Source organism: Pseudonocardia sp., assembly GCF_050246655.1.
In the GTDB taxonomy this organism is placed as follows: domain Bacteria; phylum Actinomycetota; class Actinomycetes; order Mycobacteriales; family Pseudonocardiaceae; genus Pseudonocardia.
Genome location: NZ_JBFWVQ010000002.1, coordinates 102,439 through 129,251, shown reverse-complemented (window position 1 = coordinate 129,251; position 26,813 = coordinate 102,439). Strand labels below are relative to the sequence as shown.

Below are 26,813 nucleotides of genomic sequence, written 5' to 3'. Positions count from 1 at the left end.
CTCACGGACGAGGTCCCGACTGATCACACTATGAAATCGCCATCGGCCGATCGACGGTTACAGGTGCGGGAGAACGGGTGACGTGCGTCGGCGCGTTGGTAACGATCCGTCCTACTGGCCCGACGACACAGAGGTATCGCGGCCTTCGAGCGAGGCCGGGAAGGGAAGCGGCCCCGTGAGTCCTCAGGATCACCTGCGCGTCCTGCGGGCCCGCTGGCTCACCGCCGTGACGGTCACGCTCCTCTGCGCGGCCGTCGCCGGGGCGCTCTTCGTGACCCGGCCGGCCGAGTACACCGCCTCGCTCACCACCTACGTCACCACGCGCGTCCCGGCTGCGGCGGAGGAGGCCACCTACCAGGGAACCCTGCTGGCGCAGCAGCGTGTGGCCTCTTACGTCGAGCTGGTGCGCAGCGAGCGGGTGGCCGAGGACGCCATCGCCTCGCTCGGGCTGTCCGAGACACCCGGTTCGCTGCGGTCGCGGATCGGCGCCGGCCGCGTCGCGGACTCCACGCTGATCGACATCAGCGTCGTGGACACCTCGCCCGAGCGGGCGGCCCAGACCGTCAACGCCGTGGCCGCATCGTTCATCTCCATGATCGAGAAACTGGAGGCCGCGGCATCGGAGGATGGATCGGCCGACGTGGTCGTCCAGGTTGTCGCACCGGCCACGGTGCCGGGCGGGCCCTCCAGCCCCGGCCTGCCCGTCTACCTTGCGGTCGGGATCCTGCTCGGGATCGGGCTCGGTGTCGCGGCCGCTTTCGTGCGCAATGCGCTGGACACCTCGGTGACGTCGACGGCCCGGTTGCAGGCGATCACCGGGGCCCCGGCGATCGGCATCACCGCGCTGGACGCCGAGTCGAAGAACAGCCGGCTGGTCGTCGCGGACGGCGCGCAGTCCGCGGCGGCCGAGGCCTACCGGCACCTGCGGACCGGCCTGCAGTTCCTGCGGGTCGACGAGCCGTGCAAGGTCATCACCGTGACGAGCGCCGTCTCCGCGGAGGGCAAGACGACCACGGTCTGCAACCTCGCCCTCGCTCTCGCCGCCGCCGGATGCCGGGTGCTCGTCATCGAGGCGGACCTGCGCAGGCCCGGTGCCGCCGACCTGTTCCACCTGGACCGCACTGCGGGTCTGACCAGCGTCCTCGCCGGCCGCGCCGAACTCGCGACGGTGATCCAGCCGTGGGGTGGAGGGGTGCTCGACGTCCTGGCGTCGGGCCCGTTGCCGCCGAACCCGAGCGAGCTGCTGGCATCGCGGCGGATGGGAACGATCGTGCGCGAAGTGCGCGCGCAGTACGACTACGTCCTGATCGACACTCCACCCCTGTTGCCCGTCACCGATGCCGCCGTGCTGGGCCCGCTCACCGACGGTGCCGTCCTGGTCTGTCGGTACCGCACCACCAGCAGGGCTGATGTCGAGGCGGCCTGCGCGAGGCTGAGTGCGGTGTCCACTGACCTGCTCGGCGTCGTCCTCGCGGCCGTCCCAGGCATCAAGGACTCCGAGACGTCCTATGCCTCGTACGGTGCCGAGTTCGAGGTGGCCCCACTCCGGCCCGTCGCTCGCGATGTGCCCCCGCCGGAGGAGGAGACGGCGACTCCCCGTCACGTCCGCCACGTGCCGCCGCAGACACCGCCGCCGCCGCCGACACCGCCGACACCGCCGACACCGCCGACACCGCCACAGGTGTCGACACCGCCCCCGGTGCCGGCGCAGCGACCGAGGCAGGGAGTTCCGTCCGGACCGCTCCCGGTGCACCCGCCTGACGTGACACCCCCGGTCCCGCGGGTCGGCGGTGGTGACGCGCCGCGCCACGCGCGGCCTCAGCCCTCCGGCCCGCTGCCGTTCGCCCCGGTCTCCGGGCCGCTGGTGCCCGTCCCCGGCCGGAGGATTCCCACCAACGGCCGCCGCGTACCCCGTGGGACGGCTCCACCGCAGCGGTAGGTGCCGATCCGGCGGCGGGGCCCAGGAGTGACACGGCCCGGGATCCTCCAGCGGCGGGCAGGTCCGTCCACAACATCGATCGTGGGCTGCGACTGCCTCAGACCGCTCGGACGGTTCCCGAATCCCGAATCCGCGAAGCGATCGGCGTGGGATGCGCCGCGCGGGCCACCTCGTCGCGCAGCAGGCGGCCGAACTCGGCAGGGCTGAACCGTTGTGCGTGGCGGGTGATCGCGGAACTGCTGTAACGCGTCGGATCGAACCTGTGGAGCGCCCTCGTGAGCTGGTGCAGATCCGGCTCGTCCACGAACGTGCCGGTGAGGCCTTCGACACAACTGTCCAGGTATCCCCCTGCCCTCAACGCGATGCAGGGCTTCCCGAAGCCGAAGCCCTCCACGGGGGTGAGGCCGAAGTCCTCCTTGCTCATCGCGACGACCGCGGCGCAGTTCGCGTAGAGCCACCGCAACTGTGCGTCGGAGATGTCGGAGACCCCAACGATCCCCGGCGCGCCGTCTGCTGACGCGCCCCCCACGATGACCAGCCGGCGTCCGGCGGCGGTCGCGGCCGCGCACACCAGCTCGTTGTTCTTGTATCCGCGTCGGCGGCCGATGGTCAGGAAGTAACCCGGCTCGATCCCGGGGATCGGCTCGCGCGGTCCGTCCGGGAGCAACCCGGCCGGTGGGTGCACCACGGTTGCGGTGATGCCGTACGACTTCTCGATGCGCGCGGCTACCACCGTCGAGTTCGCGAGGTAGCGCGTGGCCGATCGGGCAGCGCGGCGGTCCCACGTGCGCAGCGGCGCGAGCAGGCGCGCAATCGCACGGCGGGCGGCGCGGGGGAGTGCGGCGAAGTAGTCGTCGGGCTGGTACAGCCAGCGCGCAGGGTTGTGGCAGTAGACGATCTTCGGACCTCGGGTGCGCAGACCGTGGGCCCAACCCGACGAACTCGCGAGCACGACGCCCGCAGGCGCCCGGCGAACCGTGATCATTCCGGCGAGGAGCGGGAAGGCTCGTCGCGGGTCACGCCGCAGGGGGGAGAGGCGGGAGAGCAGGCAGGGGCGCACATCGACGTCCTGGAAGCCGGCGAAGGTCGTCGATGGCTCGTAGAAGGTCGTGAGGAGCGGTGCTCCCGGGAACTGGCGTGCCATCTCCAGGGCGACCCGCTCCGCCCCGCCGCGTTGCGTGAGGTAGTCGTGCACCAAGATCACGGACGGCGGGCCGAATGCGGCCGGATGGCGGATCCGTTCGGCGGCCGGCACGGTCCGCTGAATCGGAACCTCGGGAGGTCCGGGGAGCGCAACCGCTGACGGGATCCCGTGCGGCCCGTGGGCGGCACGCTCGTATCGCCCAGACCCGGATGGGTTCGTCATCGCGCCGGGTGCGCGGGTGCCCAGGAGGGACGACTGACACGGATACCGACGTCCTGAATGATCACGGGGAGCGACCTCTACCTCAGGTTCTTAGTGCATTTGGGGGAGCCTGTGGCACGCCGCGACAGCAGGCTGGGGGAGCGAATCTGCACGCGGAGTACTTGTGTCTAGATTCGTTCAGTCGAACGTGGGTGTTACGGTCGCGCGCGACCGACCACCGGACTCCCGTCACCGCGGAGTGCACCGGCGGGTCGACGAGTCACCGTGTCGCAGGTCGACATGCCCGGCGCGGCCGGGTCGCGGTGTCGGCAGCCGTCAACGCCGGTCCACAGCATCCACAGACCGGCCCGACCACTCTCATGTTCAGCCCAGCGGCGTCGGGAAGTGGTCGGCCGTCACCAGCCCGCCGTCGCGGAACCCGAGCACCCAGGTGCTGCCCTTCTTCGACGGCACGTCGTCCGGGTCGATCCCCAGCCGGCGCGCCCCAGCCCGGCCCGCGGCGGCGGCCAGTTCACCCACCACGTCCGGGATCACGCCACCCTGGCTGCACACCGCGGTCACGCCCGCCGTGGCCGCCAGCTCCCGCAGTTGCGCGAGCCCGGCCGCGGGTTCGTCCCAGTAGTCGTCCTCCCCGAGCAGCGGCTCGAGTGTCACCTCCAGGCCCAGCCGGGACGCGGTGGGCCTCAAGGTGTCGACGCAGCGCAGCGGCGGCGCCGAGACCAGCCGCTCCGGCCGGAACAGCGGCAGCAGGTCGGCGAGCTGCTCGGCCTGCTCGTGGCCGGCCCCGGAGAGCGGGCGCAGGTCGTCGTCGCCGTCCCACCGCATGCGGTTGCCCGCCTTCGCGTGCCGCACCAGCAGGACGATCGACTCCGGCAGGCCCACGGCCGTGAAGCGCTTGAGCAGGTCGACGTCCCTGGAGTAGCTCAGGAGCTCGACCGCCTCGTCCGGGCCCAACCAGCGCAGCTCGTCGGTCTCGGCGCCCGGCGTGAAGTGGCCGTCGAGGGCCTGCGCGCTCCAGTAGCGCACCAGCTTGCGCCCGTCCGGGACGGTGTAGCGCACGTCGCTCACGACGTGGCCCAACCGGAGGGCGAACCCGGTCTCCTCGACGACCTCGCGGACGGCGGCCGCCGCCATCGTCTCCTCGGAGTCGAGCTTCCCCTTGGGGAACGACCAGTCGTCGTAGCGCGGCCGGTGCACCAGCGCCAGCTCGACCTTTGCGACACCGTCCACGGCATCCACAGTGTCCACAGCGGAGCCGCCGACGCCGTCCGTCCCCGCGGTGGGGCGCCAGAGCACGGCGCCCGCGGCGAGGACGTCCGCACCCACCGACGGGTCGCCGTCGAGCCCGTCGTACCGCACCTCGCTGCTCACGCCGACTGCACGCTCGTGTCGGCGGGCGGCGCGGCGTGCAGGGCCATCATCTCGGCCTGGTGGTCGCGCACCGGGGAGACCCCCGAGCCGGGGGCGGGGGAGGGCTCCCAGCCGCCGGACGCGTCGAGCGTCCAGCAGCGGGTCGCCGGGTCCAGTGCGGAGGCGAACACCTGGTCCAGCTTGGTCGCGAGCCGCTTGTCGGCGACCCGCAGCAGCGCCTCGACCCGGCGGTCCAGGTTGCGGTGCATCATGTCCGCGCTGCCGATCCAGTACTCCTGCGCGGCACCGAAGTGGAAGATCCGGCTGTGCTCGAGGAAGCGCCCGAGGATCGAGCGCACGTGGATGTTCTCGCTCAACCCCTCCCGGCCCGGGCGCAGCGCGCAGATGCCGCGCACCACCACGTCCACCGGGACACCCGCCTGCGACGCGCGGTACAGGGCGTCGATGACCTGCTCGTCCACCAGCGAGTTGACCTTGATCCGGACGCAGGCGCCCGCGTTGCCCTCGCGGTGGGCCTCGATCTCGTCCTCGATGCGGCGCACGATGCCGCGCCGCACCCCGTACGGCGCGACGAGCAGGCTGCGGTAGGACGTCTGGCGGGAGTAGCCGGTGAGCGAGTTGAACAGGTCCGTGAGGTCCGCGCCGATCGTCGCGTCCGCGGTGAGCACCCCGATGTCCTCGTAGAGCCGGGCCGTCTTGGGGTGGTAGTTGCCGGTGCCGACGTGGCAGTAGCGGCGGATCGTCGACCCCTCCTGGCGCACCACCAGCGACGTCTTGCAGTGCGTCTTGAGGCCCACGAGCCCGTAGACGACGTGGACGCCCGCCTTCTCCAGCTCGCGCGCCCAGCGGATGTTGGCCTGCTCGTCGAACCGGGCCTTGAGCTCCACCAGGGCCACCACCTGCTTGCCCGCCGCAGCGGCCTCCACCAGGGCGTCCACGATGGGAGAGTCGCCGGACGTGCGGTAGAGCGTCTGCTTGATCGCCAGCACGTTCGGGTCCGCCGCGGCCTGCTCGATGAAGCGCTGCACGCTCGTGGAGAACGAGTCGTACGGGTGGTGGACGAGGACGTCGCCACCTTCCCGCAGCGTGGCGAAGATGCTGCGCGGGGTCTCCTTGTCCGCGAACGCCGGGTGGGTCGCGGGGACGAACGGCTCGTCCTTCAGGTCGGGCCGGTCCACGCCGTGGACCTGCCACAGCGCCGTGAGGTCGAGCAGCCCCGGCACGGTGACGACGTCGTGCGGGTCGACGTCCAGCTCCCGCAGCAGCAGCTCCAGGACGTGCTCGCTCATCGTGTCGGTGACCTCGAGGCGCACCGGCGGGCCGAAGCGCCGCCGCGCGAGCTCGCGCTCCAGGGACTGCAGGAGGTCCTCGTCGCGGTCCTCCTCGACCTCCAGGTCCGCGTTGCGCGTGACCCGGAAGGCGTGCACCTCCGCGACCTCCATCCCGGTGAAGAGATCCCCGAGGTGCGCGGCGATGAGGTCCTCGACCGGCAGGAAGGTGACCGTGCCGTTCTCGGCCTCCGAGCGCACCTGCACCAGCCGCGGGACGTTGTTGGGCACCTTGACCCGCGCGAACCGTTCGGTGTGGCCCTCCGGGTCGCGCACCGTGACGGCCAGGTTCAGCGACAGCCCCGAGATGTAGGGGAACGGGTGTGCCGGATCGACCGCCAGCGGCGTGAGCACCGGGTAGACCTGCGCGGAGAAGTAGTCCGACAGCTGCAGGCGCTGGTGCACCGACAGATCGGACCAGCGCAGGATGCGGATCCCCCGGTCCGCGAGCTCGGGCCGCACCTCGTCGAGGAACACCCGCGCGTGCGCCACCGCGATCGCCTGCGTGCGTGCCGCGATCCGGGCCAGCTGCTCGCGCGGGGTGAGGCCGTCCGCGCTGCGCACCGCGAGCCCCGTCTCGTCGCGGCGCTTCAGGCCCGCCACGCGCACCATGTAGAACTCGTCGAGGTTCGACGCGAAGATCGCCAGGAACTTGGCGCGCTCCAGCAGCGGTTGGCTCGGGTCCTCGGCCAGCGCGAGGACGCGGGCGTTGAAGTCCAGCCAGGAGAGCTCGCGGTTGAGGTAGCGGTCCTCGGGCAGGCCCGCGGGGGCGGGCGAGAGGGTCCGCGCGGGCGGGTTCACCGGAACGGCGGCCTCGGGAACGGAGAGTCCCGCGGGCGCCCCGCCGTTCGCCGGCGCCAACGGGCCGATCTCCGTGGGCACCGCCGCCGGCCCCGGCGCCGTGCCGGCGGAGGCGTGCGACACGCGGCCGCCCAGCCCGCGCGGGATGCCGTCCACACCGGTGCCCGCGACGTCGGTCATCCGCCAGGTCGGTCCCGTGCGCCGGACAGCCGGGCGCGGGAACCGGCGTGGTGCAGGCATCCGGTGCACCCGCCCGATCGGATCCGTTCCGCCCCCGTTCGCCCAGCCGGCCACGTCGTCACCCACAGGGTGATTCTCGCGCACCAGGGCCCGGAGAGTGCGCATCGCCGGTCGACATCCGGGTGAACAATGATGATCAAGTATCGGGGCTACGTCCCCGCACAGGGTGTCAGCACGGCCCTGGTGTGCGGGCCCAACCCGATGTCGGCGGCCGCGCGAAGATCCTCGCCGGTGTCCACGTCGCGGCGCAGCCCCGGCCACGGGCCCGTGAGCGCCACCGCGCCCGAGCCGCGGTGGCGCCGCGCGGACTCCCGGCCGAAGCGCGGCGCGATCGGCGCGCCGGGGGCCGCCAGCAGCAACGTCGTCCCGGTGCCTGCCGCGTCCGGGACGAACGCCCGCGCCGCCCCCGCGGCGAACGCGGCGAGCGCCGCGGCGAGGGCGGCGTCCAGCTCGGCCGCGCTGAGGGCGGGCAGGTCGGCCTGCAGCGCGCCCACGACCCCCGCCCCGTCCCGGCGCAGCAACCGGGTGCCGTGGCTCAGCGCCGCGTTCAGCCCCGGCTTCGGACCGTCCGGCTCGACGGCCACCCCGCGCTCGACGAGCCCCGCCGCGACGTCCGGGTCCGTGCTCATCACCAGCACCCGCCCCACCAACCGCGCCGCACCCGCCGCGGAGATCGTGTCCAGGGCGAGCGCGAGCGCGAGCCTGCCGTGCGCGACCGGGTCCTCGCCCGCGGCACCGCGCAGGCGCGACTTGGCCGCCCACAGCGGCTTCACCGGCACGACGAGCTGGACCTGCGCGCCGTCCGGGCCGGGCCCTCCCACAGCGCCATCTTCGCACCCGGTGTGATCCCCCGACCCGGAGGTGGACCGCCGGCGGCGGGGCGGGAAGACTCTCGCGGAGATCGGCGGGCGGGGAGGTCGGCAGGATGGCGCGCGAGAAGGGTGGGCCGTGGGTCGCGGGGGCGGCGGTGGTCTTCTACCCGCTGGGCCTGCTGTGCGGGCGCGAACGCTACGAGGGCGGTGAGCACATCCCGGAGTCGGGCGGGGTGCTCGTCGTCGCCAATCACATCTCCCACCTCGACCCCGTGTACACCGCCCTGCACGTGCACCGCGCCGGCCGGGTCCCGCGCTTCCTCGCCAAGCACGTGCTCTGGAAGGTGCCGGTGCTGGGCACGGTCCTGCGGGCCACCGAGCAGATCCCGGTCTACCGGGACTCGGCGGACGCCCAGGAGAGCCTGCGTGCGGGCACCGGCGCCCTGGACGCCGGCAAGGCCGTCGTGATCTATCCGGAGGGCACGATCACACGGGATCCGGACGGCTGGCCGATGCTCTCGCGCACCGGTGTCGCCCGCCTGGCGCTGTCCACGGGGGTTCCCGTCGTGCCGACCGTGCACTGGGGCACCCGGGAGGTCCTGGACGGCTACAACAAGAAGTTCCGCCCGTTGCCGCGCACGACCGTGACCGTCCGCAGCGGGCCGCCGGTGGATCTCTCGCCCTACCGGGGCAGGACGGCGGACGCGGCGCTGCTGCGCGAAGTCACGGACCTGATCATGTCGCGGGTGCGCGACCTGCTCGCCGACGTCCGTGGCGAGACGGCACCGGCCGAGTTCTTCCGCCGCGGGGCCGGCCGGTGACGGCCGGGACACCGCGTGGCGTCGGCCGCGTCGCCGTCCTGGGTGCCGGGTCGTGGGGCACGGCGTTCGCGAAGGTGCTCGCCGACGCCGGCCGCGACGTCGTCCTGTGGGCGCGGCGCGCCGAGATCGCGGCGGAGATCACCCACGGCCACCGCAACGACGGCTACCTGCCCGGCATCCGGCTGCCCGAGGCGCTCACCGCCACCACGATCGCCGCGGCGGCGCTGGACGGCGCGGACGTCGTCGCGCTCGCGGTGCCGTCGCAGACCCTGCGTGCGAACCTCGCGCACTGGCGCGACCTGCTGCCCCGCGACGCCACCCTGGTGAGCCTGGCGAAGGGCGTGGAGCTGGGCACCCTCAAGCGGATGAGCGAGGTCGTCTGCGAGGTCGCGCGGGTGCCGGCGTCGCAGGTCGCGGTCGTGTCGGGGCCCAACCTGGCCCGGGAGATCGCCGCGGGCGAGCCCACCGCCACCGTCATCGCCTGCACCGACCACGACCGCGCCATCGCACTCCAGCACGCCTGCACCACCGGCTACTTCCGCTCCTACACCCACACCGACGTCGTCGGCTGCGAGATGGGTGGCGCCGGGAAGAACGTCATCGCGCTGGCCTGCGGGATCGCGGCGGGGATGGGGTTCGGCGACAACACCCGCGCCTCGCTGATCACCAGGGGACTCGCCGAGACCTCGCGGCTCGGCGTCGCCCTCGGCGCGGACCCGCTCACCTTCGCGGGGCTCGCCGGGCTCGGCGACCTCGTCGCCACCTGCTCGTCGCCCCTGTCGCGCAACCGCACGTTCGGCGAGCGCCTGGGTCGCGGCGAGTCCCTCGCGCAGGCCGAGGCGGCGAACCACGGGCAGGTCGCGGAGGGCGTGAAGTCGTGCCTGTCGATCTGCGAGCTCGGTGCGCGCCACGGCGTGGACCTGCCCATCGCGGACGCCGTCCGGCGTGTCTGCCACGAGGGCCTCTCCGCCCAGGCCATGGCGAAGGAGCTGATCAGCCGCGCGCCCCGGCCCGAGCGGGCGGGTCTGGTGTGAGGGGCGACGGCACCCGCTGCGTCCTCGGCGGGCACCCCGCTCCCGCGACCGGGCAGCCCGTGCACGCCGGGCCGGTGCTCTCCACCGGCTTCCACCTCGGCGCGCCGACCGAGCCGTTGCCCACCGACTACTACGGCCGCGCGGGCAACCCCACCTGGCGGGCCCTCGAGGCGGCGATCGGCGACCTCGACGGCGGCGAGTGCGTCGCCTTCTCGTCCGGGATGGCCGCGCTCGGCGCCGTCCTGCGCCTCGGTGCGCCGGCCGGGGCCGTCGTCCTGCCCTCGGACGGCTACCACCTCACCCGGGTCCTGGCCCGCGACGAGCTGGCGCCGCACGGCGTCGACGTCCGCGAGGCGCCCACGGCAGGCCCGTGGCCCGACGGGCTGCTGGACGGCGCCGCGCTCGTGCTGGTCGAGACGCCGTCCAACCCCGGGCTGGACGTGCGCGACCTGCGGGCCACCGCCACTCAGGTGCACGCGGCGGGGGCGCTCCTCGCGGTCGACAACACCACCGCCACCCCGCTCGGGCAGCGGCCGCTGGAGCTCGGTGCGGATCTCGCCGTCGAGCGACACCAAGGCCGTCTCCGGGCACGGCGACGTCGTCGCGGGCCACGTCTCCGCGCGCGACCCGGTGCTCGCGGAGCGGTTGCGGACCGCCCGCACCCGGGGCGGAGCCGTCCCCGGAGCGGTGGAGGCGTGGCTCGCGCTGCGCGGCCTCGCCACCCTGGACCTGCGCCTGGAGCGGCAGGCCCGCAACGCCCGCGCCGTCGCCGAGCTGGCGCTCGCCCACCCTGCGGCGGCGGACGTCCGGTGGCCCGGCCTGCCCGGCGATCCGGCGCACGCCGTCGCCGCCGCGCAGATGCGCCGCTGGAACGGGGTCCTGCGGTTCACGCTGGCGGACGAGGCCGCCGTCGCGGCGTTCCTGGGGGCCTGCGACCTGGTCGTCTCCGCCACGAGCTTCGGCGGGCCGCGCTCCAACGCCGACCGCCGCGGCCGCTGGGGCGACGACGCCGCACCCGGCCTGCTGCGATTCTCCGCAGGCCTGGAGGACACCGCCGACCTGGTCGCCGACGTCCGCGCGGGCCTCGACGCGGCACTCGGTGCCGGCCGGGGTGCCGACCCCCGACACACCGGTGTGTGATGCGATGGGGAGTGCGGTGCAGACCACTTCTGTGGTCTGCTGTGCGCGGGAGGTGGTCGCGTGCCCGAACGACAACCCGACCCCACCGGTGCCGACCCCGATCCAGGGGAGGCGCCGGGGATCGCGCCGAGCCCGGGTGCGGTCCCGACGGGGTCAAGGGTCCTGTTGCTCAACGCGACCTTCGAGCCGCTGACGGTCGTCACCGCGAAGCGCGCCGTCGTGCTCATGCTCACCGGCAAGGCCGAGTGCATCGAGGCATCGCTGGAGAGTGCGTTCCACTCCGAGTCGCTCACCGTCCCCGCCCCGTCGGTGATGCGCCTGTCCCGCTACGTGCGCGTGCCCTACCGCGCGAGCGTCCCCATGACCCGCGCCGGCGTGCTGCGCCGTGACGGCCGCCGCTGCGCCTACTGCGGCAAGCGCGCCGACACCATCGACCACGTGATCCCCCGCAGCCGCGGCGGCACGCACAGCTGGGAGAACTGCGTCGCGGCGTGCCGGGTGTGCAACTCCAGGAAGGCGGACCGGCTGCTCGGCGAGCTCGGCTGGACGCTCGACACACCGCCCCGCGCGCCGAACCGCGCTGCCGGCGGGATCATGGTGCTGGCGGTGGAGCCGCTGCCGGCGTGGGAGCCCTGGTTGGCCGCGGCCGCCTGATCGCCCTCCCTGGCCCCTGGTTCACTCGATCGGTCCACATTCCTGCGCTCCGCGTGCGTCGAGGCAACGCCGGTCACCGCCCCCTCGTTGTGCCGATCGGGGGGCTCGGCAGGGACAGACGCTCACCGTGCGATGCGCTCGACGGCGTTGTCGCCTGCCGGGGCGGCGTGCTGCCGGGCGGGATCTGTAACGGCGAACGCTCCCCGTCGACAGTCGGAACGGGCGATAGCATCCGCCGTCGCTCGCAGGAGGGGGACGAGCAATGGTCTTCGACGCCGGCACCGGCCGCATCCGCCGCCGGGCGGCAACGCCCGCGGCGACGGCGCTGCCGCGGGCGCCGGAGGGCGTCGCGTTCGCAGCCTGGTCGGCGGCGTTCGCGCTCGGGACGCTCATCCACGCCTGGCAGGGCACCCAGGCCGCGGTCGTCAGCGGGCCCGTCGGCGTGCTCACCGCCGTGGCCGCCGTCGCCGTGCTGCTGCGGCCCACCGCGCCCGGGCGCCTGATGCTGCTGCTGGCCGCGCTGCTCGTCGAGATCGTCGCGGACCTGCCGGACCTGGTCAACCACCTCGTGGTCGTCGGTGTCCTCGGCGTCACGCTGATCCCGTGGTGGCTGGTGCTGCGCCTGCGCAGCCCGGAGATCGCGCAGGACCCGGCCGAGCTGTACGCGCGGGTGGGGCCCTACCTGCGGCTCGCGTTCATCACCACCTTCGCGTTCGCCGCGCTCGCCAAGCTCAACACCGGCTTCCTCGACGTGGCCGGCACGTGCGCGGTGTGGATCCTCGAGTCGATCCCGCTCGTGCACCTGCCCGCGGTGCTGCACGCCCCGGCGATCTACGGGACGATCGCGCTCGAGCTCTCCATCCCCCTCCTGCTGCTGTTCCACCGCACGCGCCCGGCCGCGATCGTGCTCGGGTTCGGGTTCCACCTGGTCTCGGCGTTCGCCGGGCACGCCTCCTTCTCCGGGTTCGCCTGGTCGTTCTACCTGCTGTTCCTGCCGCCTGCGATGATCGCGGCGGCCACGCAGCGCGCCCGGGCGGCACTGCCGGACGCGGTCGTGCGCGGGTGGGTGCGCCGGCAGGCGCGTACCGCCTCCACCCTCGTGGTGGTCGCGGTCGCCTGGGCCGCAGGCACGCTGGCCATCGCGGCGCTGCCCGCCGGATTGCAGTGGCGGGCCCACTGGATGACGGCCGCGGTCGTGTGCACGGCCTGGATGGGCGTCTGCGGGTGGCTTCTGTGGACGCTGCGCCGCGAGTGGCTGCCCGCACCCGGTCCGAAGGCTTCTCTGCGCGTCACGCAGCCGCTGATGCTGCTGGGCGTCGGGCTGCTCGTGCTCACCGCGCTCATGCCCTACGTAGGCCTGAAGACGCGCGCCGCGCTCACCATGTTCTCCAACGTGCGCACCGAGCCCGGCCAGTGGAACCACCTCGTCCTGCCCGAGGCGATGCGCGTGTTCGACTGGCAGGACGGCGTCGTGGAGTTCCTCGGCTCGGACGAACCCGAGCTCGACGCCGCCGTCGAGGACTACTCCAGGGACCGCAGGCTCCCGCTGCTGGAGGTCCGTCGCCTGGTCGAGGCCCACCCGGGCGCGGACGTCCGGTACCGCATCGACGGCGTCGAGCGGCTGGCCTCGCCCGTGTCGGCCGATCCCGTGATCGGCGTGCCGCTCTCGCCCGAGCAGGAGTGGTTCGGGGCGATGCGGCCCTACACCGACGGCCCCCGCTGTCAGCACTGATCCTGGGACTGATCCTGGGACTGATCCAGGGACTGATCTACCGGAACTGATCTACCGGAGTGGTAAGGAGCACCGATGGACCTCGTTGTCGATCGCAGGCGGGACATCGCCGGCGTAGGCGGCACCGCGTTCGCGGGCGTCGCGTACGCCGTGTTCGCGGTGGCCTTCGCGATCGGGACCCTGGTCCACGAGTTCCAGAGCACGGCGCTGTGGTGGGTCGCCATCCCGATCGCCGTCGTCGCGTTCGCGGTGATCCTGCGGCCGACGAAGCCGGCCCTGCTGGTCACGCTCCTTGCCCTGCTCGGCCTGGAGTGCTTCACCGCCCTGCCGGACCCGATCAACCACCAGATCCTCATGGGGATCCTCGGGCTGACGCTCGGCCCGTGGTGGGTGTGGACGCGGCTGCGCCACCCGGAGATCGCGAACGACCCCGCGGCGATGTGGGTGCGCGTCACGCCCTACCTGCGGGTGTCGTTCATCGTGCTGTGGGCGTCGGCCGCGATCGCCAAGCTCAACACCGGCTTCACCGACGTCGCCGCCACCTGCTCGGTCTGGATCCTCCAGTCGATCCCGTTCGTGACGGTCCCGACGCCGCTGCACCCGGCGGTGATCTACGGGACGATGGCGCTGGAGCTGTCGATCCCGACCATGCTGCTGTTCCACCGCACCAGGCCCTTCGCCATCGTGCTGGCGTTCGGGTTCCACCTCGTGTCCTGCTTCGCCGGGCACTCCTCGTTCTCCGGGTTCGCCTGGTCGATGTACATCCTGTTCCTGCCGCCCGCCGTGCTCGCCCGCGGCGTCGTGCTCGCCCGCCGCTCGGTGCCGGAGCGGATGCGCGGGGCGGTGGCGGCGGCGATCGCCCGCCCGGTGCTCACGGTCGCCGTGCTCGCCGCGGTGTGGGTGCTCGGCCGCTACGTCGCGATCGGGATGCTGCCCGCCTCGCTGCGTGGCGGGGCCCGGCACTGGGGCGCCCTGCTGCTCTGTGTGACGTTCATGCTCGCATCGGGATGGCTGCTGCTGCGGCTGCGCCCGCACTGGCTGCCCGCCCCCCGCGCGCCCAGGGCGAGCCTGCGCGTCACGAGCGTGGTCATGATCCTCGGCATCGGCCTGGTCGCCTTCACGGCTGCCATGCCCTACGTGGGCCTCAAGACACGGGCCGCGTTCACGATGTTCTCCAACGTGCGCACCGAGCCGGGGCACTGGAACCACCTGCTCATCCCCGAGTCGGTGCGGGTCTTCGACTGGCAGGACGGGGAGGTGCACTTCATCTCCACCGACGACCCTGTGCTGGATCGCAAGATCAAGGCGCTCGACGCCGAGGACACCGTCCTGCTCGGCGCCCGTCGGATCGCCGACGAATTCCCGGACGCCACCGTCCACTACACGCTGGACGGGGTCGAGCGGGTCGCGGCGCCGGTGTCGTCGGACCCGGTCCTGGGGTTGCCACTCTCGCCGGCACAGGAGTACTTCGGCGCGCTGCGTCCCTTCGTGGAGGGCGGCACCTGCCAACACTGAGCGTGCCCGTACCGTGACGGGCGCACGCACGACGGGTCGAGACACGACAGGGGATGATGAGGCGTGACCGGTACGTCGACCGCGGCGGAGTCGGGTGCAGGCACGGGATCGGCGAAGCCGCAGTCCGCGGATCTGCACCCGGGGCCCGGCTTCCGGATCCGCCTGGACTTCCCGCGCATGGACGCCGAGACGGTGCAGGGGTTCGCGGAGTTCGGCACCCCGGACATCTCGGACCTGCTCAACCGGCTCTACGCGATCGACCCGGACATCGCCCTGCTCACCGGCGGCCCCGTCGTCGGCCTCGCGTGCACCGTGCGCACCTACCCCGGCGACAACCTGATGGTGCACAAGGTGCTCGACGTGGCCCGCCCCGGCGACGTCGTCGTGATCAACGCGGGGGTGGGGCGCTCCAACGCCGTGCTCGGCGACATCATCTCCACGAAGGCCCGCCACCGCGGGATCGCCGGGTTCGTCATCGACGGCCTGATCCGGGACCTGCCGGACCTGCGGCCGCTGGACTTCCCCGTCTACGCCCGCGGCACCACCCCGATGGGGCCGCTGCACCGCGGGCCCGGTGAGATCAACTACCCGGTCGCCTGCGGTGGCGTCGTCGTGAACCCGGGCGATGTGGTCGTCGCGGACGAGGCCGGCGTCGTCGTCGTGCCGCAGGGGATCGCGAAGGACCTCCTGGAACGCCTGCGGTCCAAGGCCGAGTCGGGTCAGGCCTATGTCGAGGCCGTCCAGCGGGGTGAGTTCTCCAACGCCTGGGTCGACGTGCAGCTCGCCGCCCAGGGCTGCCCCGTCGAGCCCTACGGCGACGGCGCCGAGTGACCGTTCACGACCGGAAAGCCACGACAGGACACATGCCCACCACCACCGGCGCCGCGGTGCGGCTGCGCGCCGCGGCCGACCTCACCCGGGGGATCGTCCGCCAGCGTGTCTCGACGATCCGGCGTACCGAGCGCCAGCAGCAGAACGCCTACTACCGCTCGCTGTGGCACGAGGTGGCCGCGGGCCTCGGCGCCGACGTCCGTCCGGTCGAGAACGGCTACCTGGAGGTCACCCTCGGCGCGCTCACCACCCGGGTGCGCAACACCCACTGCGCGATCGACGGCCGCGAGGTCCTGCAGCGCGCGGGCGACAAGATCCTGGTGCACCGACTCCTGGGGGAGGCGGGCCTCGCCGCGCCCGAGCACGAGACCTTCACCCTCGCCACGTTCGACGGGGCTCTCCGGTTCCTCGCCGCCTCGCCGGGGGACTGCGTGGTGAAGCCGGGCCAGGACAGCTCGGCGGGCAGCGGCGTCACCACCCTCGTGCGCACGCCGCGCGACCTCGTGCGCGCCGCCGCCGAGGCCGCACAGGTGGGTGCCCGCTCCAGCCGGCGCGCCCGCAGCGCCGGGCGCGTCAAGCGGATCACCGCCACCTACGCGCAGCTCGCGGACGTGCCCCTGCTGATCGAGCGGCAGGTCCAGGGCGGCAACTACCGGCTGCTGTTCCTCGACGGCGAGCTCGTGGACGCGATCCGGCGCGGCGTGCCGAGTGTCGTCGGGGACGGCGAGTCCACCGTCGAGCAGCTGATGGAGAAGGTCAACGCGGACCGCCTCCGCGCCGGCGGGGTGATCGGCCAGTCCCTGGTGAAGTACGACCTGGACTCCGAGCGCACGCTGGCCGACCAGGGGCTCGCGGCGTCGTCCGTGCCTGCGGTCGGGCGGATCGTGCGGATCAAGACCACGATCAACGCCTCGGCGGCCGACACCAACGCCCCGGCGCGGGACGAGCTGTGCGCCGCGATCGTGGCCGAGGCCGCCCAGGCCGCGGCGCTGGTCGGCGTCCGCTGGGCAGGCGTGGACGTGCTGACCCCGGATCCGTCCGTGCCGCTCGCCGAGGGTGGCGGCCGGGTCCTGGAGGTCAACACCACTCCCGGGCTCGCCATGCACTACCACGGCAAGCCGGGCCAGGTGGACGTCGCCCGGGAGCTCCTCGTGCGGCTCGCGGCGCAGGCGGAGATCAACGCCTGAGCCGGCCCCGGGGCGGATCCGGGGTTCGGCCAAGGCAAAGGATCAGTAACGACGCTCGCCGTCGCTGCGATGAGGGAGTAACCCGAACGGGGGCTCCCGATGACACACACCGTTACCAGAACCGGCCGGCACCGGCTGGTTCCGCGTACGCAGCGGCCGCCGGGTAGTGCGTTCCACGGCGTCGCGTTCGCGGTCTTCGCCGTCGCGCTCGCGATCGGCGCGCTCGTTCACGAGTGGAACAGCACGTTCCCCACGTGGGTGGCGGTGCCGGTCGTGGTGGCGGCGTTCGCCGTCCTCGTCCGGCCGGCGTCGCCCGCCCGGCTCGTCCTGCTGCTCGGGACGCTCCTCGTCGAGTGCCTCTCGCGGCTGCCCAACCCCGTCAACCACCAGGTCCTCGTCGGCATCCTCGGCGCCACGCTCGGCGCCTGGTGGATCGGGCTGCGGATCCGCTCCCCGCACATCGCGCGCGACCCGGCCGTCCTCTACGGGCGGATCGCGCCCTACCTGCGCGTGGCGTTCATCCTCACGTGGGCGTTCGCCGCGTTCGCGAAGCTCAACAGCGGCTTCACCGACGTCGTGACCTCGTGCGCGGTCTGGATCCTCGAGTCCGTCCCCGCGATCGTCGTGCCACAGATGCTCGCCCCGGCCGCGGTCTGGGGCACGATCGCACTGGAGCTCGCGATCCCGGTGCTGCTGCTGTTCCACCGCACCCGCCCGTACGCGATCGTGCTGGCGTTCGGGTTCCACGCCGTGTCGGCCTTCGCGGGGCACTCCTGGTTCTCCGGGTTCGCGTGGGCCTTCTATGTGCTGTTCCTGCCGCCCGTGGTGCTCGCCCGCGGTGTCGTCACGGCCCGGCGGATGCTCCCGACGCCGCTCCTGGACGGCATCTCCGCGGCCGCCGCCCGGCCGATGCTCGCCCCGATCCTGGCCGGGGCCGCCTGGGTCGCGGTGCGCTACGGGCTGGCCCCGGTCCTGCCCGGCTCCCTCGCGGCGGCCCGCCAGTGGGGCGCCGTGCTGCTATGCGTGGGCTGGATGGCCTTCACCGGGGTGGTGCTCCTGCGCCTGCGGAGTCACTGGATCCCCGCCCCGGGGCCACGCGCGCGGTTGCGCGTCCGCAGTGTGGTCATGTGGCTCGGCATCGCGGTCCTCGTGGTCAACGCGGCCATGCCCTACCTCGGCGTCAAGAGCCGGGCGGCGTTCACGATGTTCTCCAACCTGCGCACGGAGCCCGGCCACTGGAACCACCTGATCGTCCCCGAACAGGTGCGGGTGTTCGGCTGGCTCGACGGCGGCGACGTCGCGTTCCTCGCCACGGACGACCCGGCCATGGAGGTCGCCATCGTCGAGAACGGTGCCGGCCACGTCGTCCTGCTCGGGGCGCGGCGGATCGCGCAGGAGTTCCCGGACGCCACGGTCCGCTACACGCTCGACGGCGTCGTGCGGGTCGCCTCGCCGGTGTCCGCCGATCCCGTGCTGGGCCGTCCGCTGACCTTCGCCGAGGAGTGGTACGGCGCTGCGCGGCCCTATCCGAGCGGGAGCACCTGCCAGCACTGACCGTGATGGTGGTCGATACCATCGGCCACCGTGAACACCGAGGCCCGCCGATGACCACACCGTCGCGCCCCCCGGTGATCGTCGCCGGGGGTGCGGCCAACGCGGTGTTCATCGCGCGCAGTCTCGGTGCCCTCGGCGTGCGGGTGTACGGCCTCGGTGTGCACATGGCCGCGGCGGCCTCCCGGTTCCTGACGTCGCTTCGGGTGCCCGAGCACGGCGAGCCCGAGGAGCGCTGGGCGGAGTTCCTGCTGGGCCCGCGGGCGGCGGGCCTGCACGGCGCCGTCCTGCTCGCCGGCAGCGACGTCGGCATCACCGTGATCGCCCGGCACCGCGCCGAGCTGGGCGAGCGCTACGGCCTCGACATCTCCGACGTCGACGCGCAGCTGTCCCTGCTCGACAAGCTCTCGACCTACCGCCACGCCACCGCCGCGGACGTTCCCACGCCCCGCTACTGGACGGTGGACGACCCGGCGGACCTGGAACGGCAGCGCGCCGAGTACGTCTACCCGCTCATCGTCAAGCCGCTGCTGTCGCACCGGTACCAGGCGAAGCTCCCGGCGTGGGGCAAGTTCCGGGTGGCGCAGGACTGGGCGGAGCTGCGCCGGGTCCACCGGGAGGTCACGGAGGCGGGCCTCGCCGTGATGCTCACCGAGCGCATCCCCGGCCCGGACACGCTGCTGTGCAGCTACAACACCTACCTGGACGCGTCGGGCAGCCCGATGTTCGACTTCACCAAGCGCACGCTGCGTCGCTACCCACCCGGGATGGGCCTGGGCAGCCACCACCTCTCTGACTGGAACCCCGAGGTCAAGGAGGTGGCACTGCGGCTGTTCAAGCACGTCGGGCTCGTCGGCGTGGCCAACGCCGAGTTCAAGCGCGACGTCCGCGACGGCGGGCTCAAGCTGATCGAGTCCAACGCCCGCTTCACCGACGCCGCAGCGCTGTGGGGCGCCGCCGGGTTCGACATGGCCCGCCACGTCTACTTCCAGGTGCTCGGGGAGCCCTACCCGCTGCCCGCCACGTACGAGCCGGGGCAGCGCATGGTCTATCCCTTCAACGACTGGCGCTCGTACCGCATCCTGCGCGCCCGCGGCGAACTCACGCTGGGCGAGTGGCTGCGGGACATGGCGCACCCCCAGGTCTGGCCGTTCTTCCGCTGGGACGACCCGGGTCCCGCCTTCGCGAAGGCCCGTTCCCGGGTGGCGCCCTTCCTGCGGGCGCACTTCCGGCGCTGAGCGCCCCGGCCGACCGCGCCCAGAACCCGGCAGCTCAGAACCGGCAGCTCAGAACTGGCAGGTCGGCTCCAGGGGCACCCGCCGCCACCGCCCCAGCAGGTCCGTCAACGGGGACACGCCGCCGCCGAGCACGTGGTCCTCACCCAGCCGCAGGGCGAAGCGGCGCACGCCGTCCAGCTCGTAGTACACCGACGCGTCCTGGTCGTACGCGGCGAGCATGCGGCGGGCGTCGGGCAGCACCAGCAGGTTGTCGCTGTTGCGCTCGGCCAGGCCGGCGAGCCGGTCGTCGCCGTCGACGGCGATCAGCCGCACCAGGTGGTCCTGGCTGCCGAACACGCGCATCGCCTCGGGCAGCACGAGGTGGTTCCAGTGCCCGGCCTCCGTGCGCAGGTTGCCGTACTGGGAGAACGACCAGTCCGTCTTCAGGCCGATGTAGGGGCTGAGCGAGTTCGCCACCATGAGGGCCAGGGCGCAGACGAGCACGCCGTCGCGCAGCCGGAGCGCGTGGGCGTCGCCCGGTCCCGGCCGCAGCCGCACGAGCAGCGTCGCCCACAGCCCGATCCAGGCCACGACGATCGCGATGGCGCTCCAGCGGCTCAGCCGCACGGCGATCTCGTAGGGCATGGCCTCGTTCACCGTCAGCCCGGCGATCCACACCGCGGCGAGCCCGGCCAGCGCCCATCGGGAGCGGGCGAGGGTGCGCAGCCGCGGCGTGGTGAGCGTGCGGCCCGTCTCCCGGAGCCGGGCGCCCGCCGCCGACAGGGTGGCGGCGGGCAGGAAGAGCAGCACGAACGCGAACATCAGCGCCGCGTTGGCGGGGTTGCCGCCCAGCGCGACGAGGGCGTACCAGGCGGCGGCGAGCGCGACGCCCGCCGTGCGCGTGCGGGGGAAGATCAGCATGAGCGGGATGGCGAACTCGGCCAGCAGCTGGGTGATCGCGAGCGGGCCGTACAGGTCCTCGCCGATGTGCAGCAGCGGCAGCTCCTCCAGCACGTGCGGCGCGCAGGAGCCGACCGAGGACAGGAACCCCGTGTTGAGCTTGGAGATCGCGTCGGAGAACCACGCGAGCAGCAGCCCCCAGCGCAGGAACGGCAGCACCCGCGCCACGATCTCGGCGTGGTCCGGCATGGCCCGCTCCCGCAGCAGGCGCAACGCGAACCAGCCGCTGAGCGCCACCGCGGACAGGTGCAGCAGCAGCCCGGCGCTGTACGGGTTGGGCAGGAGCGACCCGAACTCGACGGCCAGCACGGCGCACAGCAGCGCGAGCCGCCACACCGCGCCCGGGCGCAGCAGCACGAAGCAGGCGAGGACGCCGCTCAGGGTCTGCACCGAGATCACCGGCATGACGACCTGCCACTCGAACACCACCACGCCGACGGCGAAGGCCACGACCCAGGTGGAGTAGGTGGAGCGCAGCTGCGGGTCGGACACCTGCGCGGCGGCGGCGAGCATCCGGCGTCGGGGAGCGGCGTGGCGGGCCATGACGGGTCCTTTCGCGGACCCGTCCGGTGGGTCCGGGGCAGAGCGCGGGGGATCGCTCAGGGACGGGCTCAGAACTGGCAGGTGGGGGCGAGCGGGACGCGGCGGAAGCGGCCGACGAGGTCGGTGAACCAGTCCACGCCGCCACCGAGGTTGGGGTCCTTGCCGAGCCTGTCGGTGTGGTGCATCACGCCGTCGAGCTCGTAGTCGAGGGTCGCGTAGGGGTAGGGGGCCAGCAGGCGCTTCGCGTCCAGCAGCACGAACTGACTGCCCGCGTTGGCGTCGACGAGCTTGAGCAGCTCGTGGTCGCCCGTCGCGTGCACCAGGCGGACCAGGTGGTCCTGGGCGTCGACGATGCGGACGGCCTCCGGGATCACGAGGTGGTTCCAGTGCCCGGCCTCGGTGCGCAGGTTGCCGTACTGGCTGAACGAGCCGTCCGTCTTGTAGCCCAGGTACGGGCTCGCGATGTTCAGCAGGATCACGCCGAGCGCGGCGATCAGGACGCCGTCGCGGACCCGCAGCGAGGTGGAGCGGTCCCCGCCGGTGAGCCACTGGCGGTGCTGGGCCAGCAGCAGGTAGATCCACAGGCCGAGCCACGCGGCCGTCATCAGGATCGCCGACCACCGGCTCAGGCGGACCGACAGCTCGAAGGGCAGCAGCGCGGCGACGGTCAGGCCGGCGAGCCAGACCGCGGCGAGGATCGCGGGCGCCCACGGCGAGTCCGCGAGGGCGCGCAGCGGCCCGCGGCCCAGCCGCCTGCCCATCAGCCGCATCCGCGCGCCGGCCGCGACCAGCACCGCAGGCGGGACGAACAGCAGGACGAAGCTCAGCATGATCGCCGAGTGGGCGGGGTTGCCGCCCGCGGCGATGATCAGGTACCAGCCGATCGCGAGGACGACGCCGATGGCGCGGGTGGCGCGGATCAGCAGCAGCGTGGGGATCGCGAACTCCAGGACGAGCGTCACGATCGCGACGGCGCCGTAGAGGCTCTGCGGCGTGTGGACGATCGGGATGTCGTCGAGCACGTCCGGCGCGCAGCTGCCGATCGTGGCGAGGAAGCCGGTGTTGAGCTTGGAGATCGCGTCGGAGAACCAGGCGAGCAGGAAGCCCCACCGCAGGAAGGGCGCGATCCGCTCGAAGACGGCGCCGCGGTCGTGCACGAGGGTGCGGGTGCGCAGCAGTTCGACGCCGTACCACACGGTCAGCGCCACCGCCGAGAGGTGCATGAGCAGCGAGGCGCTGTACGGGTTGGGCAGCAGCGCGATCAGCTCGACGGCCTCGACGGCGCAGAGCAGCATCGTGCGCCACACGGCGCTGGGGCGCAGCAGCACGAAGCAGGCGAGGACGCCGCTCAGGGTGTGCAGCGAGAACAGCGGGACGACGGCCTGCCACTCGAAGACGACGACCCCGACGGCGAACGTGACCGCCCACACCGACCAGGCGGACCGGGTGACGAGCCGGGCGGGGGTGAAGCCGCGTCCGGCCGCGGCGGTCCTCGCGCCGGAGGTGGCGGCCCGCTGCGGCTCCTTCGCGGCGGGACGGCGGGCCTGCAGCTGCACGGTGTCCGACTCCGACGCCTGCACGATGTCCGTCTCCGCGGGCGGCACCGGGCGCTGGGCGGGGATGGCCGGGCTCGGGGCCTTCAGCCCGTCCCACGGCGCCAGGTGGTGCTGCGCCCGCTCGTTCATGTGGTTTCCTCGCACGTCCCGGCCCGGATGGGTCCTCGATGTCACCTGAGCAATCGCTGAGAACACCGGGCTGTTACGCCGCCACGCCGTCCGTGTGGTCACCCGATCGGAGGTACTGCCTCCGCCATGATCACGTGAGTGGAGTCACGCCTGCCGGTCGTGGAGCTGCTCGAGGACCACGCGCAGCGGGAGGGGGTGGTCGCGGTCGGGTTCCCAGCGCTCCAGCACGGTCGCCGCGGCGAGTGCGAGGTCGTCGGGCAGGCCCTCGGCGGCGAGGATGTCGGCCACCTCGTGCATCTCCGGCTCCCAGCGCCACGCCCGCGCGGCGACGCTCGGCAGGTAGTGCGGATCGGCCAGCGGTGACGTGGTGAGGCGGCGGCCCTCGGCGAGCAGCGCCTCGGTGACCCCGTGGCGGGCCGCCAGCGCGTGCGCGACGGCGGCGAGGGTCCGGGCCGCCTTCTGGTATCCGGCGTAGGCCATCTTCAGCGCGCTCGCCGAGCCCAGCGCCTCCCCGAGGACGACGACCTCCAGCGGTGACGGCGCCGGGAACAGGGCGGCGACGGCCCCGGTGTCCGCGGTGGCCCCGGAGAGGTAGAGCCGCGCCGTCGAGCCCGCGGTGCGTGCAGTAGTGCCGGTGCTTGCCGTGTTGCCGGTGGTTGCGGTGTCGCCGGTGCCCGCCGTGCCTGCGGCGCTTGCCGTGGCTGCGGTGTTGCCGGTGCCCGCTGTGCCCGCGGTGTTGCTGCCCGTCCTCGGCGGCGGGCCGATGATCGAGCCGTCGACGACGTGCCCGCCCGCCGCCGTCGCCCGGTCCGCGATGCGCAGCATGCGGTCCCTGCTGATCGCGTTGGCCTCCACGAACACGCCGCGATAGCCGCGGGCGGCCACGTCGTTGGCGAGGTCCTCGGCGGCGGCGGGCGGGCAGATCGACAGGACGATCCGGCAGGCGTCGAGCAGCTCCCCGAGGTCGTCGACGGCCTCCAGCCCGGCCGCCTCGGCGCGGGCGCGGGTGGCGTCGCTTCGCCCGCGCGGGCACCACAGCACCCGCGCGCCGCCCGCCCGGGCCGTGGCCGCCACGGCCGATCCCATGACCCCCGGGTGCAGCATCCCCACGGTGACCGCGGGTCCGGCGGGATCGCTGCTGTGCATGCGCGCACTCTGCCAGGTCAGGGTCTTTCGGACGTGATGAGCACGACGTGCAGGGGGTCGTGCCGGCGGGTAGCGCCGGGGCCCCTCGCTACGATGACCAGACGAACGATGCGTGCTGGAGAGCGGAACGGGAGACGATCCACGTGACTACGGCGACCGACACGATCGAGCGGGAGGCCGGTGGCGAACCCCCCCGCACCGGCATCATCGACACCGACGTGCATCCGGTGCCCCGCCACGTCGACGAGATCCGCCAGTACCTGCCGATGCCGTTCCGTGACATGTACCACGGCGAGCGGCGCGCCTTCTTCAACAACCCGGTGCACGGCTCACGGCTGGACAGCGTCCCCCCGGACGGCGGTCCCAAGGGCTCGGACCCCGACTTCCTGCGCAAGCAGCTGATGGAGGAGTACGGGGTCAGCCACCCGATCCTCGTCTCGCGCACGTTCTGCAACATCCAGCCGGACCCGGACTACGGCTCGGCCATCGCCGCGGCGTTCAACGAGTGGCTCGCCGCCGAGTGGCTGGAGAAGGCCAACCACGACGGCGCCTTCAAGGGCTCGATCTCGATCAACCACCACGACCCGCAGCGGGCGGTCGAGGAGATCGAGAAGTGGGCGGGCCACCCGCACATGGTCCAGGTCACCACGGACTCCGGGGCCCGCTTCCCGTTCGGGCAGCGCTTCTACCACCCGATCTACGAGGCCTGCCAGCGGCACGGCCTGCCGCTGTCCATCCACCCGGGCACGGACGGGATGGGCGTCAACATCCAGGTCTCGCCCGGGATGCCCACCCACTACATCGAGTGGCACTGCTCGATGTCGCTGGCCTTCCAGAGCCACCTGGTGAGCATCCTCACCGAGGGGGTGTTCGAGCGGTTCCCGGGCCTGCGCATCGCCCTGCTCGAGGGTGGCGTCGCCTGGCTGGCTCCGTTGATGTGGCGGCTGGACTCGTACTGGAAGGCGCTGCGCCGCGAGATCCCGTGGGTGCGCAAGCCCCCCAGCGAGTACCTGCGCGACCACGTCCGCCTCGCGAGCCAGCCCCTGGAGCGCCCCGCCAAGGACGAGCACCTGCTCTCCATCCTGGACGCCCTGGACGCCGAGCACATCCTGATGTTCTCCAGCGACTACCCGCACTGGGACTTCGACTCCCCGCGCCGCGCGTTCCCGCAGCTGCCGGACCACCTGTGGCAGCGGATCTTCGTGGACAACGCCGGCGAGTTCTACGGCCTCGCCCGATGAGCGCGGCGCCGACCCGCGACCGGACCTTCGTCGTCGGGAAGGTCTCGGAGATCCCGCCGGGCGAGCGCAAGATCGTCGACGTCGGCGGCCGCACCATCGGCGTGTTCAACGTCGACGGTCGCTTCTACGCGCTGCGCAACATCTGCCCGCACCAGGGTGCGCCGCTGTGCCAGGGCTCGCTGAAGGGCACCGCGCTGCCGTCCGCGCCGGGGGAGTACCTGTGGGGGCGCGAGGGCGAGATCCTCTCCTGCCCGTGGCACGGCTGGGAGTTCGACGTCACCACCGGGCGCAGCATCTTCAACCCGCACCGCACGCGGGTGCGCACGTTCGAGGTGAGCGTGGAGCACCCGGACCCGGCGGCGCCGCCGGAGGAGGACCCGAGCGTCCCCACGTTCCCCGTCACGGTGGACGACGGGATCGTCACGCTGCACCTGTAGGCCCGCCCGCCGGACCACCGAGCACCAGCGCGCTCGGCGGCGGGATGGCGATGCCCGTGGCGTTGCGCCGGCCCACCGCGCGGGCCAGCGGCGGGAGCGCGGCCGCGACCTTGAGCGGCCACGCGGGCTCGGGGTCGCCGCGGCGCAGGCGTTCGAGCGTGCCGCGCTCCGCGCGCACCTGGTCGTCCTGCTCGGCGTCGCTCACCGCGCGGCGGCGGGCCTCGATCCCGGCGCACGCGGCGTCGAGGGCCTCCGGGGACCCGTCCGGCAGCAGCGGCGCGAGGACGTTCGCGGCGTCGGCGGCGTCGGCGATGGCGAGGTTGATCCCGTTGCCGCCCACCGGCGAGATGACGTGCGCGGCGTCGCCGAGCAGCAGCAGACCCGGCCGGTACCAGCGCGCGAGCCGGGTGATCCGTACGTTGAGCAGCGTGAGCTGGGTGAAGTCGGTGAGCGCGGCCATCCGCTCGTCCAGCCACGGCAGGCGCTCGTGGACAGCGTCCACGAGCGGGCCGATCCCCTCGGTGCGGGCCTCGTCGACGGAGCCGGTGGGGATCACCCAGCCGAGCTGCCACGTCCGTCCCTGGCCGAGGACGGCAAGCGCCCGCCCGGGCAGCGAGTGGTAGTCCAGCCCGGACTGGGGCGGGTCGTCCGGGTGGCGCGGCACCTCGAACCACAGGATGTCCAGGCCCGCGCCGAGCTCCTCGGACTCGAATCGGCCGAGCCTGCGCATCTGGGAGAACCGGCCGTCCGTGCCCACGACGAGCCGGGCCTTCACCTCGTGATGTGCCCCGTCGGCACGGTAGCGCACGCCGGTGACACGGCCGGCGTCCATGAGCACGCCGTTGACCCGGGCACCGGTGCGCAGGGTGAACCCGCCGAACCCGGCGGCCTTCTCGGCCAGCAGGCCGAGCAGTTCCGGTTGGGGGATCAGCACGTAGTGCGGGTGGTGCGTGCTGGAGGTGGAGTAGTCCGCGACGCGGTAGGCCCGCCGCGAGGTGTGCCAGGTGAACGCCGTCGCGGTGGAGTGCGGACGGGCGAGTATCTCGTCGGCGAGGCCGAGGGCGTCGAGGAAGTCCAGGACGGCGGGAGCGAGGGCGTCGCCCCGGAAGCGGCGGTCGAAGTCCCCGCGCGCCTCGAGGAGCGTGACCCGCCGTCCGGCGCGCGCAAGCAGGTAGGCCAGGACCACGCCGCCAGGCCCGCCGCCCACGACGACGCAGTCCTGCTCGTCCATGGATTTTCCTCCGATACCGAGTAGCTCGGAA

20 protein-coding genes and 1 pseudogene are annotated in these 26,813 nt (G+C 73.1%); 13 read left to right on the top strand and 8 right to left on the bottom strand.

Annotated features, from left to right (window positions below; translation table 11 throughout):
• Positions 1 to 175: 175 nt before the first annotated feature.
• Entirely contained in the window at positions 176 to 1,939 is a 1,764-nt protein-coding gene (locus AB7J25_RS01325) for a polysaccharide biosynthesis tyrosine autokinase (protein WP_428504076.1), read from the top strand.
• A gap of 97 nt (positions 1,940 to 2,036) precedes the next feature.
• On the opposite strand, the gene AB7J25_RS01320 is transcribed toward AB7J25_RS01325, so the two are convergent.
• The 4 genes from AB7J25_RS01320 to cofC form a co-directional block, all read right to left on the bottom strand.
• Positions 2,037 to 3,194: a glycosyltransferase gene (locus AB7J25_RS01320; protein WP_428504074.1), complete on the bottom strand. Its 1,158-nt coding sequence runs from the start codon at positions 3,192 to 3,194 to the stop codon at positions 2,037 to 2,039.
• Positions 3,195 to 3,668: 474 nt separating this feature from the next.
• The gene (locus tag AB7J25_RS01315; protein ID WP_428504136.1) at positions 3,669 to 4,631 is read right to left on the bottom strand and encodes an NUDIX hydrolase; all 963 of its coding nucleotides are present in this window, start codon (positions 4,629 to 4,631) and stop codon (positions 3,669 to 3,671) included.
• Between the two features lie 41 nt (positions 4,632 to 4,672).
• Entirely contained in the window at positions 4,673 to 6,985 is a 2,313-nt protein-coding gene (locus AB7J25_RS01310; protein ID WP_428504072.1) for an RNA degradosome polyphosphate kinase, read from the bottom strand.
• A 209-nt stretch (positions 6,986 to 7,194) separates the two neighbouring features.
• Positions 7,195 to 7,866, bottom strand: a complete 672-nt coding sequence (cofC, locus tag AB7J25_RS01305; protein ID WP_428504070.1) for a 2-phospho-L-lactate guanylyltransferase — start codon at positions 7,864 to 7,866, stop codon at positions 7,195 to 7,197.
• Positions 7,867 to 7,970: 104 nt separating this feature from the next.
• On the opposite strand from cofC, the gene AB7J25_RS01300 reads away from it, so the two are divergent.
• From AB7J25_RS01300 to AB7J25_RS01255, 10 genes and pseudogenes are all read left to right on the top strand, one after another.
• On the top strand, positions 7,971 to 8,678 hold the full coding sequence (locus AB7J25_RS01300) for a lysophospholipid acyltransferase family protein (protein WP_428504068.1): 708 nt from the start codon (positions 7,971 to 7,973) through the stop codon (positions 8,676 to 8,678).
• Positions 8,675 to 9,712, top strand: a complete 1,038-nt coding sequence (locus AB7J25_RS01295; RefSeq protein WP_428504066.1) for an NAD(P)H-dependent glycerol-3-phosphate dehydrogenase — start codon at positions 8,675 to 8,677, stop codon at positions 9,710 to 9,712. Before AB7J25_RS01300 ends, AB7J25_RS01295 begins: the two co-directional genes overlap by 4 nt.
• Positions 9,709 to 10,852, top strand: a pseudogene (locus AB7J25_RS01290) (cystathionine gamma-lyase). Before AB7J25_RS01295 ends, AB7J25_RS01290 begins: the two are co-directional and overlap by 4 nt.
• A 60-nt stretch (positions 10,853 to 10,912) precedes the next feature.
• Positions 10,913 to 11,506: an HNH endonuclease gene (locus AB7J25_RS01285; protein ID WP_428504064.1), complete on the top strand. Its 594-nt coding sequence runs from the start codon at positions 10,913 to 10,915 to the stop codon at positions 11,504 to 11,506.
• Positions 11,507 to 11,768: 262 nt separating this feature from the next.
• On the top strand, positions 11,769 to 13,238 hold the full coding sequence (locus AB7J25_RS01280) for a hypothetical protein (protein WP_428504062.1): 1,470 nt from the start codon (positions 11,769 to 11,771) through the stop codon (positions 13,236 to 13,238).
• Between the two features lie 75 nt (positions 13,239 to 13,313).
• Complete coding sequence (locus tag AB7J25_RS01275) at positions 13,314 to 14,753, top strand: HTTM domain-containing protein (protein ID WP_428504060.1); 1,440 nt, start codon at positions 13,314 to 13,316, stop codon at positions 14,751 to 14,753.
• Positions 14,754 to 14,816: 63 nt separating this feature from the next.
• Positions 14,817 to 15,584, top strand: coding sequence for an RraA family protein (locus AB7J25_RS01270; protein ID WP_428504058.1), 768 nt, complete (start codon positions 14,817 to 14,819; stop codon positions 15,582 to 15,584).
• Between the two features lie 32 nt (positions 15,585 to 15,616).
• On the top strand, positions 15,617 to 16,771 hold the full coding sequence (locus AB7J25_RS01265; protein ID WP_428504056.1) for a hypothetical protein: 1,155 nt from the start codon (positions 15,617 to 15,619) through the stop codon (positions 16,769 to 16,771).
• A gap of 99 nt (positions 16,772 to 16,870) precedes the next feature.
• Positions 16,871 to 18,325, top strand: a complete 1,455-nt coding sequence (locus AB7J25_RS01260; protein ID WP_428504054.1) for a hypothetical protein — start codon at positions 16,871 to 16,873, stop codon at positions 18,323 to 18,325.
• A 50-nt stretch (positions 18,326 to 18,375) separates the two neighbouring features.
• A complete protein-coding gene (locus tag AB7J25_RS01255) occupies positions 18,376 to 19,560 on the top strand; it encodes a hypothetical protein (RefSeq protein ID WP_428504052.1) in 1,185 nt (394 codons plus the stop codon).
• Positions 19,561 to 19,608: 48 nt separating this feature from the next.
• Here the strand turns inward: AB7J25_RS01255 and AB7J25_RS01250 are convergent, their stop codons facing one another.
• From AB7J25_RS01250 to AB7J25_RS01240, 3 genes are all read right to left on the bottom strand, one after another.
• Positions 19,609 to 21,042, bottom strand: coding sequence for a hypothetical protein (locus tag AB7J25_RS01250; protein WP_428504050.1), 1,434 nt, complete (start codon positions 21,040 to 21,042; stop codon positions 19,609 to 19,611).
• A gap of 68 nt (positions 21,043 to 21,110) precedes the next feature.
• The gene (locus AB7J25_RS01245; protein ID WP_428504048.1) at positions 21,111 to 22,727 is read right to left on the bottom strand and encodes a hypothetical protein; all 1,617 of its coding nucleotides are present in this window, start codon (positions 22,725 to 22,727) and stop codon (positions 21,111 to 21,113) included.
• 144 nt (positions 22,728 to 22,871) lie between these two features.
• Positions 22,872 to 23,873 carry a DUF1932 domain-containing protein gene (locus tag AB7J25_RS01240; RefSeq protein ID WP_428504046.1) on the bottom strand — a complete coding sequence of 334 codons (1,002 nt, stop codon included), beginning with the start codon at positions 23,871 to 23,873 and terminating at the stop codon, positions 22,872 to 22,874.
• Positions 23,874 to 24,016: 143 nt separating this feature from the next.
• Here AB7J25_RS01240 and AB7J25_RS01235 point away from each other — a divergent pair, with 143 nt between their 5' ends.
• Together AB7J25_RS01235 and AB7J25_RS01230 are read left to right on the top strand one after the other, a co-directional pair.
• Positions 24,017 to 25,114, top strand: coding sequence for an amidohydrolase family protein (locus AB7J25_RS01235; protein WP_428504044.1), 1,098 nt, complete (start codon positions 24,017 to 24,019; stop codon positions 25,112 to 25,114).
• Positions 25,111 to 25,551, top strand: coding sequence for a Rieske (2Fe-2S) protein (locus AB7J25_RS01230; RefSeq protein WP_428504042.1), 441 nt, complete (start codon positions 25,111 to 25,113; stop codon positions 25,549 to 25,551). Before AB7J25_RS01235 ends, AB7J25_RS01230 begins: the two co-directional genes overlap by 4 nt.
• Here AB7J25_RS01230 and AB7J25_RS01225 read toward each other — a convergent pair.
• Positions 25,535 to 26,782, bottom strand: coding sequence for an FAD-dependent monooxygenase (locus tag AB7J25_RS01225; RefSeq protein ID WP_428504040.1), 1,248 nt, complete (start codon positions 26,780 to 26,782; stop codon positions 25,535 to 25,537). The two genes, AB7J25_RS01230 and AB7J25_RS01225, sit on opposite strands and share 17 nt — an antisense overlap.
• Positions 26,783 to 26,813 lie beyond the last annotated feature (31 nt).